Here is a 12,532-nt window from a genome sequence, read left to right as displayed (position 1 = left end):
CGGCATAAGCCGGCCGGCCCGTTGCCGGGACCTTAAAATACGAGAGCGGACGACGAGATTCGAACTCGCGACATCCACCTTGGCAAGGTGGTGCTCTACCAGCTGAGCTACGTCCGCACATGATGGGTTCCGGCGGGCCGGACCTTCATCAACAAGCAAGTTGCCTTGCCTTGGTGGGCGATACTGGGATCGAACCAGTGACCTCTTCCGTGTCAGGGAAGCGCGCTACCGCTGCGCCAATCGCCCAAATGCAATCCGGCCTGGACCGGAAACCAAGGTTTTCACCGAGGTGGGTACGGGATTCGAACCCGTGTATACGGCTTTGCAGGCCGCTGCCTCGCCTCTCGGCCAACCCACCGTGTAAGCACGATTCCTGAGGTTCCAAGAACTCAATGCTGTGACAGTGTCCTGCGAGCGGACGACGAGATTCGAACTCGCGACATCCACCTTGGCAAGGTGGTGCTCTACCAGCTGAGCTACGTCCGCATGTCTTCTTAGACGGCCTGTCCGCAGGGGGCATTCCGTCGCTTTCCGACGAGTAAAAACTCTATAGGAGGTTCCGGGAAACTCCAAATCGATCTGCCCGAATCGCAGGCAATGAGCGTTAGTTCCTTGAATTGGCGCGGATTTTGCGAGTTACACGTATGTGATTCACACACATTTTCGCGGTGGTTGCCCCGATTTTTGAATTCCGGCCGGGGTCGGTTAGTCTTCTTGTGCACGGGCGATTGGCGCAGTGGTAGCGCGCTTCGTTCACACCGAAGAGGTCACTGGTTCGAACCCAGTATCGCCCACCAAAGAAACCGCAGGTCAGAGGCACTTTTTAGCCTTCCTGACTTGCACCGTGCAAGATACGTGCATTAGGTCCTGTTTGCGGTAGTTCAGAGAACACCGACCCAGGAGTAATCCGTGAGCACTCTCCAGCCCCCAGAGGATTCCAAAGCCAAGTTCGCCGGCCAGCGCGTCCGGTTCGTGGGCAGTTTCCGCAATGTTTGACGGCCTACAGGCAAGGTCTCGCGAGTCACCGCCACCGGAGTCTGGGTCACTTTCGCGGACGGACACAGGGAGATCCTCCACCCGGAGGACCTACGCGTGATCCATTGAGGGCTAGCACCTGAAGTGAAGGGCCGGTAGTGTCTGGGCTACTTCTATCCACGTGAGGTGCGCGAGGGAGCTCAGCGTGCGGAATTGCCGGACATGCGGTGCACAGACCCGGGGCAGCACGTACTGTTCGCCGCTTTGCGCCATCGGGATCCCCGCGAATGAAACGACGCACAGCGCCTATGGTGCAGCGATTGTCGAACTTTCGGCAGCAGAGAGGCGCGCTTCCCTGCCGATCGAGGATTTCCTTGCCTCAGTGACAATCGAACCATTGGTGTAAACACTTTCGTCGAGACAAAGAAAAAGAGCGGGAACGACATGTTAGACGTTCCCGCTCTCGATGCTTTGCTATTGGCCGATGGCGGCCTTGATTCCGTACACCGCGCCGGCGATATAGGCGCGTTGCTGCCGGGTCGCTGTCAGCTCGCCGGAATCGATCATGTCCAAGACGTCTTCGATCTGTTCGACGGACTTGCCTGCCGCGGATGGCGGTAGAGGCTGGGAAGCGTCTTCCCTGGCGCGACTGGGGTTCATGGTCACATTGTCCCGCATGCACGGGAGCGCACGTAACGGTCGTCACGTGTACAGACTTTGCGGAGAAATCCAATCCGGAGTCACTTCAACAGCGAACGAATCCGTTCGTAAGCCCCCATATAATTGCCTTTGATTTGCAGGTTTCTACGTTGGGGGAATGGTGGGCACGAAACAAAGCGTCGCGCTAGGTTGTTTGGTTCTGTCTCTGGTGTTGACCGCATGCGGCGGAAAGTCTGCGGCGAGTGTCGACTCACCAACAGCTTCGGCGTCCGCTACGCCAGCGCCAATCACTTTGCCCGACTTGTCCGGGAAAACATTTCAGGACGCTTTCGAATTCATCCAGCCAAATGGCCTCTACTACGAGGCCGTGGGGGATGACGGAAAGACCGTCGCCAGTCCTCCCGATAATGCGGTTATTGAGAGCACTGAACCCAAGGCCGGCGTGGAGGTAGGCTCAGGGGCATTGATTAGGTTGCACCTCCACGGGACCGATGCCAGCCTGAAGGCTGCTGCAGCCGCTTCCGCTCGCGCAACTCGATATGACTTTAGCTGCACAATAGCCGGGATCGTCGGCGTCTCGTCGACGACGCCCGCTAAGCACTTCAACACAGTCAAGGCCGTATGGGCCGATCCGGACTTCAAGGGGTTCGAAAGCTGCGATGGACAAATCGGGGGCACCTGGTGGCACGACCACTACACGCTGGAACCCGACGAACAGGCCGTAGTCAACCAGATCGGGGCCGATGGCGGAGACATCAGCGACCCATCGTGGGCATTCAGCGACGTTCTTGAGGCCTGCTTGCTTCCGCCCAAAGCCGACTGGGGCCGGACGGGCGCAGACAGCTATCAACGGAGCACTAAAGCTACTGCCAAATCTGCCGCGGCAATGTGCCCGGACGCGCCATTCGCGGCGCAGTTGCAGCACGTCGGAAGTGGAAATCCTGACACCCAAATGCCCGATGGCACCTATGCCGTTGGTAAGGACATAGCCGCCGGTTCCTATCAAGTTCAGACGACCGTCGGCGTCCACGACTGCTATTGGGAACGAACCACAGCCCAAGGCGGAACGATTGCCAACGACATGATCACCTTTGCCCCATAAGGCCCGGTCGTGACCGTATACGCAGGCGAGGGATTCGTAAGCCAAAGCTGCGGAACCTGGAAGAAGATCGGATGAACGAATGGGTCATTGCGCTGGTCGATTACACGTCCCGCACGTTTCCAGCCCACAACCGGGTCAACTCTTATGCGCGTCGCCCCTGAGGCTTACCGTCGCGGGCTTCAGGAGGGATAAAAGCAGCGCCCGCCGGGTAAGTTTCCCGACGGGCGCGGAATCGCCTCCAGCAGCTATCCCTTGACCTCTGTCGAGGAAGTGCTCGAAACATGGCCGCTGATCAATGCGTAGGCTTCGGCATAGTTACGTGCAACCGTCCCAGTTCCTGCTGCCACCTTCTCCAACAGAGCGGTCTGCGCCTTAATCAGCGCGTCATCGTGCGCCTTGGCCTCAGCAGAGTCGATGTCCAGATACAGCGTCCTAGTAGCCAATTTGGGCTCCCCTTCTTCGTGGTCCCCGCCCGTTGCGGCTCCCCCAATACAAAGATAGATGGCGCGTCCGGCTAAGTCCGCGAGGTCGCAAATTCACACGTCAGAATCGGGCCGGGAGCTAGGTCTGACGAGCGTTCGGATTCAGCTCGCGGTTTTGGCTGTTCTTACTGGCAGATGGCTAGTCTGGCTCCGTCGGATATACCTTGTGGTGCCTGTCGTACCAAAAGGGAGCCAGAGGATGCCACAGCCTACCGTTGCCCTCCAGCTCCGCCCGGCATCCCGGCCTTGATCAGATCCATGACCGACGAATCCGCCAAGGTCGTGACGTCCCCGATCGGCCGGTCCTGTGCGACGTCCTTGAGCAGCCGCCTCATGATCTTCCCGGACCGGGTCTTGGGCAGTTCGGCCACCACCATGATCTGCCGGGGTCGGGCGATTTTGCCGATTTCCCTGGCCACATGCTCACGCAGCTCCTGCACTACTTCCGGGCCGCCGTCGCCCGCCTCGCTGCGGAGGATGACGAAGGCGACGATCGCTTGCCCCGTGGTTTCGTCAGTGGCGCCGACGACGGCGGCTTCCGCGACTTTCGCATGCGACACCAGTGCCGATTCGATTTCCGTCGTCGAGAGCCGGTGCCCGGCCACGTTCATCACATCGTCGACCCGTCCCAGGAGCCAGATATCTCCGTCCTCGTCTTTCTTCGAGCCGTCTCCTGTGAAGTAGAGTCCCGGGAACCGTGACCAGTAGGTCTCCACGTACCGGTCGTCGTCGCCCCAGATGGTGCGCAGCATGGAGGGCCACGGCGCCTTCAACACCAGATAGCCTCCGGAACCGTTGGCAACCGGCGCGCCCGCATCATCCACGACGTCGGCCACGATCCCGGGCAGGGCTTTCATGGCGGCGCCCGGTTTGCCCGCCGTCACTCCAGGGAGCGGACTGATCATGATGGACCCGGTCTCGGTCTGCCACCAGGTGTCCACAACGGGCGTGCGGTTGTGCCCGATGTTCTCCCGGTACCAGATGTACGCCGCGGGGTTGATCGGCTCGCCCACCGTGCCGATCACACGCAGGCTCCCGAGGTTGTACTTTGCCGGTATCTGGGCGCCCCACTTCATGAACGTGCGGATCGCGGTGGGGGCGCAGTAGAGAATCGAAACTTTGTACTTGTCGATGATTTCCCACCAGCGTCCTTGGTGCGGGGTATCGGGAGTCCCTTCGTACAGTACGGAGGTGGCGCCATTGGCCAGGGGACCGTACACGATGTAGCTGTGCCCGGTGACCCAACCGATGTCCGCCGCTGTCCAGAAAATATCGGAGGCAGCCTTCAGATCGAACACCGCCCAGTGCGTATACGCGCATGCCGTGAGGTAGCCGCCGGTGGTGTGCAGGATGCCCTTGGGCTTGCCGGTGGTCCCCGATGTGTACATCACGTACAGCGGATGCTCGGCATCGAACGTTTCGGCCTGATGGTCAGTGGAGGCCAACTCAACCGACTCATGCCACCAGATATCCCGACCCTGGATCCAGTCGATCTCCTGGCCTGTTCGTCGGACCACAAGGACGTTGCGGACGTCCGGGCAGTCCAGCAGGGCCTCGTCGACGGCGGCCTTCAGCCCGGTTGCCTTGCCCCGGCGGTAGGCGCCGTCGGAGGTGATGACGATCCGGGCGTCGCAGTCGTGGATCCGGGTCCGGAGGGCGTCCGCGGAGAACCCGCCGAAGACGACGGTGTGCGGAGCCCCGATCCGGGCGCAAGCCAGCATCGCCACGATGGTTTCCGGGATCATCGGCATGTAGATCGCCACCCGGTCTCCTGCCGTGACGCCCAAATCAGTCAGCGTATTCGCGGCCTGGCAGACCATGTCCGTGAGCTGGGCATAGGTGATGGTGCGGGTATCTCCGCCTTCCCCCTCGAAGTAGTAGGCGATTTTGTCTCCGCGGCCGGCGGCGACATGCCGGTCCAGGCAGTTGTAGGCCGCATTCAGCTTGCCCCCGATGAACCATTTGGCGAATGGCGGGTTGGACCAGTCCAGGACCTCGGACCATTTTTGCGACCAGTCCAGCCGTTCCGCCTGCCTCGCCCAGAAGGCCAGCCTGTCGGCGTCGGACTGTTCATAGTCCGACGCCGTGGCGTTGGCTTGGGCGGTAAAGCCGGCTTCCGGAGGGAATCGCCGTTGTTCGTGCAGCAGGTTTGCGAGGGTCTCATCCGATTCTGTCGGGTAGTCGGCCATCGCCGGTCACCGTGGTCCCACAGGAAGCAGGACTCGTTTGAACGTAAAGTTCGCCACCACCGCAAGGGAGCAATACCAAGCGATGAGCGCAGTCACAATGCCCAGCCAGCCGCCAAGCATCGTCATGGCGGAGGACGCGGCGAAGGCGCCGATGAACAGGGCGATGAAGGTCAGGGTCAGGAAAACGAAAACGGCGAAGACGCCCATGCTGACACGCCACGCGGCAATGGTCATGTATGCGGTGAAGATGGCCCACGCCAGCAGATAGAGGCCGACGCCCTTGCCGGCGTCCGCCGGTGGAAGGCCGGCCGCGCTGAACTGGGCAAGGAACCAGAAGGACAGCCAGAACGCCCCGTACGAGCAGAAGGCCGTCGCGCCGAAGACGTTGCGGTTGGCAAACTCCCAGATCCCTGCGCCGAACTGTGCAAGGCCACCATAGAACAGTGCCAACCCAAGGACTACGGGTTCGTCGCCCTTGGCGATCAGGCCGGCATTGACGACACTCAAAACGAAAGTGGTCAATGCGAAAGCGCCCAAGCCCAAGGCTGCAGGATCAGCAAACGGGGGACTGGCGCTCGGCTGCGGTGATACCGCAACACTTTGGGCTGGGAGGGGATTTCCAGCCCGGTGACCACTATCGGCCGGGGCGGTTCCCGCGGCAGAACTTGATTCGATACTCATGGCACGACTCCTTGGTCAGCACCAGCACCATCACTGGCGTCGCATATCAGATTACACCTGAGTATGCAAGTCACAATCGAAACGCAGTGTGGTTCAAATCACAGTATCTTGTGGCGTAAGTCACATGGGCGGACGCTTCGCTGCTATCCGCGGGGCGCTGCCCTGACCACCCGGTTCCTTCCGAGTGACTTGGCTTCGTAGAGGGCCGCGTCTGCAGCGGCAATCATCGCGGTGAGGTCGACGGCGTCGAACCCGGTGGAGGTGACTCCGTAACTCACGGTAGGAATGTGAATGTCCTCGAGGTTTTTGCTTGCCGCCAAGGCACGATTGATGTCGGCCGCGATGCTTTCGGCCCGTTCCTGGCTGGCTCCCGGCAAAAGCAGGATGAACTCTTCGCCCCCGTATCGTCCGACCAGGTCGGTGGAACGTACCGACTCGTTGCACGCGGCCGCGAATGCCTGCAGCGCGGCGTCGCCGGCGGCATGGCCGTACTCATCGTTGATCGCCTTGAAGTGGTCCAGGTCGGCCAGGATCAAGGAAGCGACCGAGCTTGAAGTGTGCAGGCGCTCGAGTTCCTTGGTGGCCAAGTCCATGAATGTGCCACGATTGAGAAGCCCGGTCAGGTTGTCGCGGGCAGCGCGCTCGCTGAGCCGGTTGATCAGCTGATCGTTGCTGAGGGCGGTCATGCTGAAGGAAACGGCAACCAGGAGTACCAGCGTGACGAGGCTGGCAATCGACGGGCCAAAATACATGCGGAAGGTCGGGCCGGTCGGACCTTCGACGAGGTAAACAGCAAGGCGGCAAAAATAGTAGGCGGCAAGGAAGCCGGCGGCCAAGGCCATCGATTTGTGCACGTGGGAATAGCTGGAATCCAGGCGCCACAGATCTCGGGAGGCCAACGCGATGCCCAGCGTCATGAATCCCAGATATACCAAGCCTCCGGACCAGGTGTTGTAACCGGGGCTCTCCACAACGGAGGCAAGGGCCGTGATTCCACACGCAGTAGCAAACTGCCACTTTGGCGGCGGCAACTTCCTCAAGGACCGGGCGCCCGTCCACACGCTCAGCGCGCCCGCCACCAACAGGACGTTCCCCGAGGGATTTGCCCAGACTTGATGCGGCGTGCCGTTGAGAAGGAAGGCCAGGTTTCCAGCCAGGAAGCACAGAAGCGCGATGCACCACCACCCGTTGTAGGACGAACGCGTGCGCCTGAAGGATGCATAGAACAAAAGGAGCAGCGTCAGGGCGACAACGCCAAGGGCGACTCGCAGAGTTGTTATATCGAGGACCAAGATTTGCTCCCGTAGCCGAGGACGTGTCCAATTATGGCACTGTGAGTCACAGAACCAAGTGCACCATGCATACGGTCTAGTTAAATAGCGCGCCGTGACGTCCCGTGGACGGCTGCCCAGGCTCCGCGTCTTCCTGTCAGCGGTGTGTGAAAGAGTTTTCCTATGACAGATCCACTGCTTGCCCATGCCACCGAATACGGCCGGATGTATGCCCGGTCCACGTCCGAGGCTTTCTCGGTTCCTTCCATCACCACGGTGATCGGCCAGCAGGCCCATTCCTTGGACGGCTGGTTCGGCTACATGGGTGCCAGCAGCTTGGCGAAAGACCCCGAACTCCCGCAGCACCTTTCCAGTCCTGCCAAGTTGAGGCAGGCCGTCAACAAAGCTGCCAAGGCGGCGGAGGTGTACCGGGACGACGCTGCGCGCCGCGGCGACCGTGTGCACAACTACTGCGAGCAAGTGGCCCTCCGCGCCCTCGGACGCCCTCACCGCGTAAAGGAAACGCTCGAAGAGCTCGTTTCCAACGGAGAGGAAGCGTTCGCGGCCCGCTTCGATGAATGGTGGGAGTTGTACCGGGTGGAGCCCATCGCGCCCGAGATCACCGTGTGGAACGCCAGCGTGGGCTACGCCGGAACCCTGGACCTCGTGGCCAAAATCAACGGCAGGGTCTGCCTGATCGACTACAAGACCAAAGGCACCACCCGCGATGGAACGGTGAAACCCCTCGACGACAAGGTGGTGATGCAGCTTGTCGCGGGAATGAAAGCCGAGGAGAGCCTTGTGGATCCAGTGGCAGGGGAGTGGGAGCCGTGGAAATACGGTGAAAACCCGGTTCTCCTCGCGGTGGCGATCGGCGAGACCGAAGTGCGTCCCCAGCGGGCCAACCCGGACGTCCTCAAACACCATTGGTGGAAGTTCTGCGCCTTGAAGAGGGTGTGGGAGATGTCTGCCGACGTGGCCGCGGCCGGAACGGCGCTGCTCCCTGTGGCTCCGCCGTCGTACCCTGCCGCCACGGCACCCGCAGGCTCAACTAAACTGGCCTAGGCCCCTTTTGCCGGGACCGAAGCTTCGCCGATCGTGAGGAAAGACAGCACATGGCCATTTTGAGTATCCGTATCATCGGCGACCCCGTGCTCCGCACGGTTGCTGATCCAGTCACGGAATTCGGGCCTGAGCTCGCCAAACTCGTGTCGGACATGACCGAGACCATGGAAGACGTGGACGGTGCAGGTCTCGCCGCGCCGCAGATCGGCGTGAGCCAGCGGGTCTTTACCTACCGGATCGGCGGCGTGGAAGGCCACATCATCAACCCCGTGCTCGAGAGCAGCGATGATTTCCAGCCCGACGAAGTGGAAGGCTGCCTCTCCATTCCCGGACTCGCGTTCCCGGTCCGCCGCCGCAGGACCACCCGCGCCACCGGCGTGGACATGCACGGCAACCCCGTGACCGTTGAAGCGGAGGGCATGCTTGCCCGCTGCTTCCAGCACGAGACCGACCACCTGGACGGGATCCTGTTCACGGACCGCCTGGAGGGTGAGGACCGGAAAACCGCCCTCCGGGCCATCCGCGCGGCGAACTACCACTCCGTGACCGAACGGACCACCGCCAAGAGGGCCAACACCGTGGGCTCTAGCTTCGGCAGCTTCGGGGCCGCCGAATGAGGGTGCTCTTCGCCGGCACCCCGGCTGTCGCCATCCCTTCCCTTGACGCGCTGGTCGAGGCCGGATTCGAGATCGTGGCCGTGCTGACCAGGCCGGATGCCCCGACCGGCCGCAAACGGATCCTGACGCCGTCGCCCGTGGCAGCACGTGCCGCTGAGCTCGGCATCGACATCATCCACGCCTCCAAGGTGGACGCCGGGACAACCGAGCGGATCGCTTCGTATGAGCCGGACGTCGCCGCGATCGTCGCCTACGGGGGCCTCGTCCCCAAGGCCGCACTCGGAGTCCCGCGCCACGGTTGGATCAACCTCCATTTCTCCCTCCTCCCTGCCTGGCGGGGCGCCGCACCGGTCCAACGCTCGGTCATCGCCGGCGACGACATCACCGGGGCGGCCACCTTCCTCCTGAAAGAAGGACTCGACACCGGGCCGGTTTTCGGGACGCTGACGGAAACCGTCCGCCCTGAAGACACGGCGGGCGACTTGCTGGAGCGGCTTTCGCGCAGCGGCGCGGTCCTGCTCACCCAGACACTGTCCGCCGTCGAGTCCGGCATGGCGTCCCCCGTGCCCCAGCAAGGCGACGTTTCGCTCGCGCCCAAACTGACGCTCGACGACGGCCGGCTCGACTGGACGCAACCGGCCCTCGCCATCAACCGCAGGTCCCGCGGGGTCACCCCCGAACCGGGAGCGTGGACCATGCTCGACGGGCAGCGCGTCAAACTGGAACCCGTCGGTTTGCGCCCGGACATCCGGGACCTTGCACCCGGATCGATCCGGGTTGACGGCAAGAACGTCCTGGTCGGGACCGGATCCCATGCAGTGCAGCTCGGGCAGATCCAGCCTGCGGGCAAAAAGATGATGCCGTCGGCCGATTGGGCCCGTGGTTTGGCAACACCAGAAAGCGTGGAATTCGAATGAATGAGTCCGGCCGGCGCGGCTCCGACAACAGTGGGAACAGGGACGGCGGGAGCCACGGAAACCGCGGTCCCCGCGGCGAAAGCAACCGCAACGCCCAAGGCCGCGAACGCAACAGGGGCCCGCAACGCGGTTTCACCACCAACGCGCCGTCCCAGCGGACCCGGCGCGCGGATCCGGCGCGATTGGTGGCCTTCGAAGTCTTGCGCGCAGTCGCTTCGGAAGACGCATATGCGAACCTCGTGCTGCCCTCACGGATCCGCCACCACCACCTCGACAAGCGCGACGCCGGATTCGCCACCGAACTGAGCTACGGAGCACTGCGCGGCCAGGGAATGTACGACGCCGTCCTGGCCGAGTGTGTCGACCGGCCGCTCGACCAACTCGATCCGGCAGTCCTGGATGCGTTGCGGCTTGGTGCCCACCAATTGCTCGCCATGCGCGTTCCCGCCCATGCGGCGCTCGACCAGACTGTCGGGCTGGCCCGCGCGGTCATCGGGGCCGGCCCGTCGGCGCTCATCAACGCGGTGCTCCGGAAGGTCACCGCCAGGACGCTCGCGGAGTGGCTCGACCATCTGCTGGAGAGCGAGACCGACGAAACCAGGATCGCCTCCGTACGCCATGCGCACCCGGAATGGATCGTGAGGGCGCTGCGCCAGTCGCTCGTCATGCATGGCCGTCCCGCGAGTGAAATCACCGAACTGCTCGAAGCCGACAACGCCGCCCCTGTGGTGAACCTCGTGGCGCTTCCCGGCATCGGCAACCTCGATGAAGCCTTGGAGAACGGGGCCACTCCCGGTGAACTCGTGATCGACTCGGCGCTGTCCAGCGGTGGCGACCTCGGGCGCATGTCCTCCATCCGCGAAGGCACCACGCGCGTCCAGGACGTCGGATCTCAGCTGGTAGCCCGCGCCGTCGCTGGTGTGGACCTCGGACAGGCTGCCCGGGACGGCGAGAAGTGGCTGGACCTGTGTGCCGGTCCCGGTGGCAAGGCCGCGCTGCTGGCGGCCCTCGCCCGCCAGGAAGGTGCGACCCTCCTGGCCAACGAGCCCGCGGAGCACCGGGCCAAGCTGGTCAGCCAAGCCCTGTCTGCGGTTCCCGCGGACTCCTGGACCGTGCGGGTTGGCGACGGTCGCGACGTCGGCACGGAACAACCGGAGGCTTTCGACCGCGTGTTGGTCGATGTTCCCTGCAGCGGCCTGGGTGCCCTGCGACGCCGGCCCGAGTCACGCTGGCGCCGGACCCCCAAGGACCTCGCCGATCTCGGCCCGCTTCAGCGTGAATTGCTCAATTCGGCCATCGACGCCGTCAAGCCTGGCGGAGTGGTGGCGTACGTGACGTGCTCCCCGCACCCGGCCGAAACCACCGCCGTCGTCAGCGATGTCCTGCGCAAGCGGGACGACTTGGAGCAGATCGACGCCGGCGCGGCCCTGGACGCGGTCAGCCTGAGCGGCAACCTTGGAGCCGGGCACGAGTTGACCGCCCAGCTGTGGCCGCATGTGCATCAAACCGATGCGATGTTCCTGGCGCTGATCCGGAAGAAGCCGTAACCTTCGGCGCCTTTCCCGGTTGAACGTCCCGCGTACCTAAGCTGGAGAATTGCCACAACCACCAGACCGCCACCAACACTGAGGGAACTGCCTTGACTGAGTGCTGTATCAACCCGAGCATCCTGTCCGCGGACTTCGTGAACCTGGAAGCCGAGCTGAAGAGAATCAGCAACGCCGACGCCGTCCACGTCGATGTAATGGACAACCATTTTGTGCCGAACCTGACTCTGGGCCTTCCGGTGGTGGAGCGGATCCAGGCCGTGAGCCCGGTGCCGCTCGACGCGCACCTGATGATCGCCGACGCCGACCGCTGGGCACCGGCCTACGCCGACGCCGGCGTGGCTTCCGTGACTTTCCACGCGGAAGCGGCGATGGCTCCCATCAAGCTCGCCCGTGAGCTCCGTGCCCGCGGTGCGAAGGCAGGCATGGCGCTCCGTCCGGCCACGCCGGTGGAACCATACCTGGACATGCTCAGCGAACTGGACATGCTCCTCATCATGACCGTGGAGCCGGGCTTCGGCGGGCAGTCCTTCCTCGACGTGACCCTGCCCAAGATCCGGCGGGCGCGTGCGGCGATCGAAGGTTCGGGTATCGGCGTCGCCATCCAGGTCGACGGCGGCGTCACCGAGGAGACCATTGTCCGGGCAGCAGAGGCCGGTGCGAATGTGTTCGTTGCGGGCTCCGCGGTGTACGGACATGAGGACCCCGCTGCCGCCATTGAGCGGCTCCGGGCGGCCGGCCTCGCGGCAATGTGACCGGACCCGCTGCAATGTGACAACAATGACGCAAAGGCATGCATATTGCACCGGGAATACATCGGCCATGCCCCCAGTTGTGTCAGAATAGCAACACACATACGTGCTCCGGGGTCGGTGTAATTCCGAACCGGCGGTTATAGTCCGCGACCCGCGAGCCATCGCGATTCTTTCACGGGAATCACGACGGCGGACGGTTGAACTGGTGGAATTCCAGTACCGACAGTTAAAGTCTGGATGGGAGAAGCACGTACAGTCATGCTTTGGGCGT

At 62.9% G+C, this 12,532-nt stretch carries 10 protein-coding genes, 5 tRNA genes and 1 riboswitch; of the genes, 7 read left to right on the top strand and 8 right to left on the bottom strand.

What is annotated here, in order from left to right:
- Window positions 1-44 precede the first annotated feature (44 nt).
- From ACSBOX_RS12565 to ACSBOX_RS12550, 4 genes are all read right to left on the bottom strand, one after another.
- Window positions 45-117 (bottom strand) — tRNA-Gly (locus tag ACSBOX_RS12565).
- A 54-nt stretch (window positions 118-171) separates the two neighbouring features.
- Window positions 172-246 (bottom strand) — tRNA-Val (locus ACSBOX_RS12560).
- 41 nt (window positions 247-287) lie between these two features.
- Window positions 288-358 (bottom strand) — tRNA-Cys (locus ACSBOX_RS12555).
- Window positions 359-413: 55 nt separating this feature from the next.
- Window positions 414-486: transfer RNA gene (locus ACSBOX_RS12550), tRNA-Gly, on the bottom strand.
- A 236-nt stretch (window positions 487-722) separates the two neighbouring features.
- On the opposite strand from ACSBOX_RS12550, the gene ACSBOX_RS12545 reads away from it, so the two are divergent.
- Window positions 723-797: transfer RNA gene (locus ACSBOX_RS12545), tRNA-Val, on the top strand.
- A gap of 652 nt (window positions 798-1,449) precedes the next feature.
- On the opposite strand, the gene ACSBOX_RS12540 is transcribed toward ACSBOX_RS12545, so the two are convergent.
- Window positions 1,450-1,635 carry a hypothetical protein gene (locus tag ACSBOX_RS12540; protein ID WP_442542759.1) on the bottom strand — a complete coding sequence of 62 codons (186 nt, stop codon included), beginning with the start codon at window positions 1,633-1,635 and terminating at the stop codon, window positions 1,450-1,452.
- A 157-nt stretch (window positions 1,636-1,792) separates the two neighbouring features.
- On the opposite strand from ACSBOX_RS12540, the gene ACSBOX_RS12535 reads away from it, so the two are divergent.
- Window positions 1,793-2,737: a PASTA domain-containing protein gene (locus ACSBOX_RS12535; protein WP_442542758.1), complete on the top strand. Its 945-nt coding sequence runs from the start codon at window positions 1,793-1,795 to the stop codon at window positions 2,735-2,737.
- A 691-nt stretch (window positions 2,738-3,428) separates the two neighbouring features.
- Here the strand turns inward: ACSBOX_RS12535 and acs are convergent.
- From acs to ACSBOX_RS12520, 3 genes are all read right to left on the bottom strand, one after another.
- A complete protein-coding gene (gene acs, locus ACSBOX_RS12530; protein WP_442542757.1) occupies window positions 3,429-5,408 on the bottom strand; it encodes an acetate--CoA ligase in 1,980 nt (659 codons plus the stop codon).
- 6 nt (window positions 5,409-5,414) lie between these two features.
- Complete coding sequence (locus ACSBOX_RS12525) at window positions 5,415-6,089, bottom strand: acetate uptake transporter (RefSeq protein ID WP_442542756.1); 675 nt, start codon at window positions 6,087-6,089, stop codon at window positions 5,415-5,417.
- Between the two features lie 143 nt (window positions 6,090-6,232).
- Entirely contained in the window at window positions 6,233-7,381 is a 1,149-nt protein-coding gene (locus ACSBOX_RS12520; RefSeq protein WP_442542755.1) for a GGDEF domain-containing protein, read from the bottom strand.
- Between the two features lie 162 nt (window positions 7,382-7,543).
- Between ACSBOX_RS12520 and ACSBOX_RS12515 the strand changes: the two genes are divergently transcribed.
- The 5 genes from ACSBOX_RS12515 (at window position 7,544) to rpe (ending at window position 12,261) form a co-directional block, all read left to right on the top strand.
- Window positions 7,544-8,425 carry a cytochrome gene (locus ACSBOX_RS12515; protein WP_442542754.1) on the top strand — a complete coding sequence of 294 codons (882 nt, stop codon included), beginning with the start codon at window positions 7,544-7,546 and terminating at the stop codon, window positions 8,423-8,425.
- A gap of 50 nt (window positions 8,426-8,475) precedes the next feature.
- On the top strand, window positions 8,476-9,042 hold the full coding sequence (gene def / locus ACSBOX_RS12510; RefSeq protein WP_442542753.1) for a peptide deformylase: 567 nt from the start codon (window positions 8,476-8,478) through the stop codon (window positions 9,040-9,042).
- Window positions 9,039-9,959, top strand: a complete 921-nt coding sequence (fmt, locus tag ACSBOX_RS12505) for a methionyl-tRNA formyltransferase (protein ID WP_442542752.1) — start codon at window positions 9,039-9,041, stop codon at window positions 9,957-9,959. Before def ends, fmt begins: the two co-directional genes overlap by 4 nt.
- Window positions 9,956-11,506, top strand: a complete 1,551-nt coding sequence (locus ACSBOX_RS12500; protein WP_442542751.1) for an RsmB/NOP family class I SAM-dependent RNA methyltransferase — start codon at window positions 9,956-9,958, stop codon at window positions 11,504-11,506. Before fmt ends, ACSBOX_RS12500 begins: the two co-directional genes overlap by 4 nt.
- A 92-nt stretch (window positions 11,507-11,598) precedes the next feature.
- Window positions 11,599-12,261 carry a ribulose-phosphate 3-epimerase gene (gene rpe / locus ACSBOX_RS12495; RefSeq protein ID WP_078105467.1) on the top strand — a complete coding sequence of 221 codons (663 nt, stop codon included), beginning with the start codon at window positions 11,599-11,601 and terminating at the stop codon, window positions 12,259-12,261.
- 99 nt (window positions 12,262-12,360) lie between these two features.
- Window positions 12,361-12,515: riboswitch (FMN riboswitch) on the top strand.
- Window positions 12,516-12,532: the final 17 nt, after the last annotated feature.

This window comes from Arthrobacter sp. KN11-1C, assembly GCF_052180225.1.
GTDB lineage: Bacteria > Actinomycetota > Actinomycetes > Actinomycetales > Micrococcaceae > Arthrobacter.
The sequence above is the reverse complement of the archived record's forward strand: the minus strand, read 5'-3'. Positions and strand labels throughout refer to the sequence as shown.

Coding starts and splice junctions, on each gene's coding strand:
- ACSBOX_RS12540 (WP_442542759.1), bottom strand. CDS start 1,635: ATGAACCCCAGTCGCGCCAGGGAAGACGCTTCCCAGCCTCTACCGCCA.
- ACSBOX_RS12535 (WP_442542758.1), top strand. CDS start 1,793: ATGGTGGGCACGAAACAAAGCGTCGCGCTAGGTTGTTTGGTTCTGTCT.
- acs (WP_442542757.1), bottom strand. CDS start 5,408: ATGGCCGACTACCCGACAGAATCGGATGAGACCCTCGCAAACCTGCTG.
- ACSBOX_RS12525 (WP_442542756.1), bottom strand. CDS start 6,089: ATGAGTATCGAATCAAGTTCTGCCGCGGGAACCGCCCCGGCCGATAGT.
- ACSBOX_RS12515 (WP_442542754.1), top strand. CDS start 7,544: ATGACAGATCCACTGCTTGCCCATGCCACCGAATACGGCCGGATGTAT.
- def (WP_442542753.1), top strand. CDS start 8,476: ATGGCCATTTTGAGTATCCGTATCATCGGCGACCCCGTGCTCCGCACG.
- fmt (WP_442542752.1), top strand. CDS start 9,039: ATGAGGGTGCTCTTCGCCGGCACCCCGGCTGTCGCCATCCCTTCCCTT.
- ACSBOX_RS12500 (WP_442542751.1), top strand. CDS start 9,956: ATGAATGAGTCCGGCCGGCGCGGCTCCGACAACAGTGGGAACAGGGAC.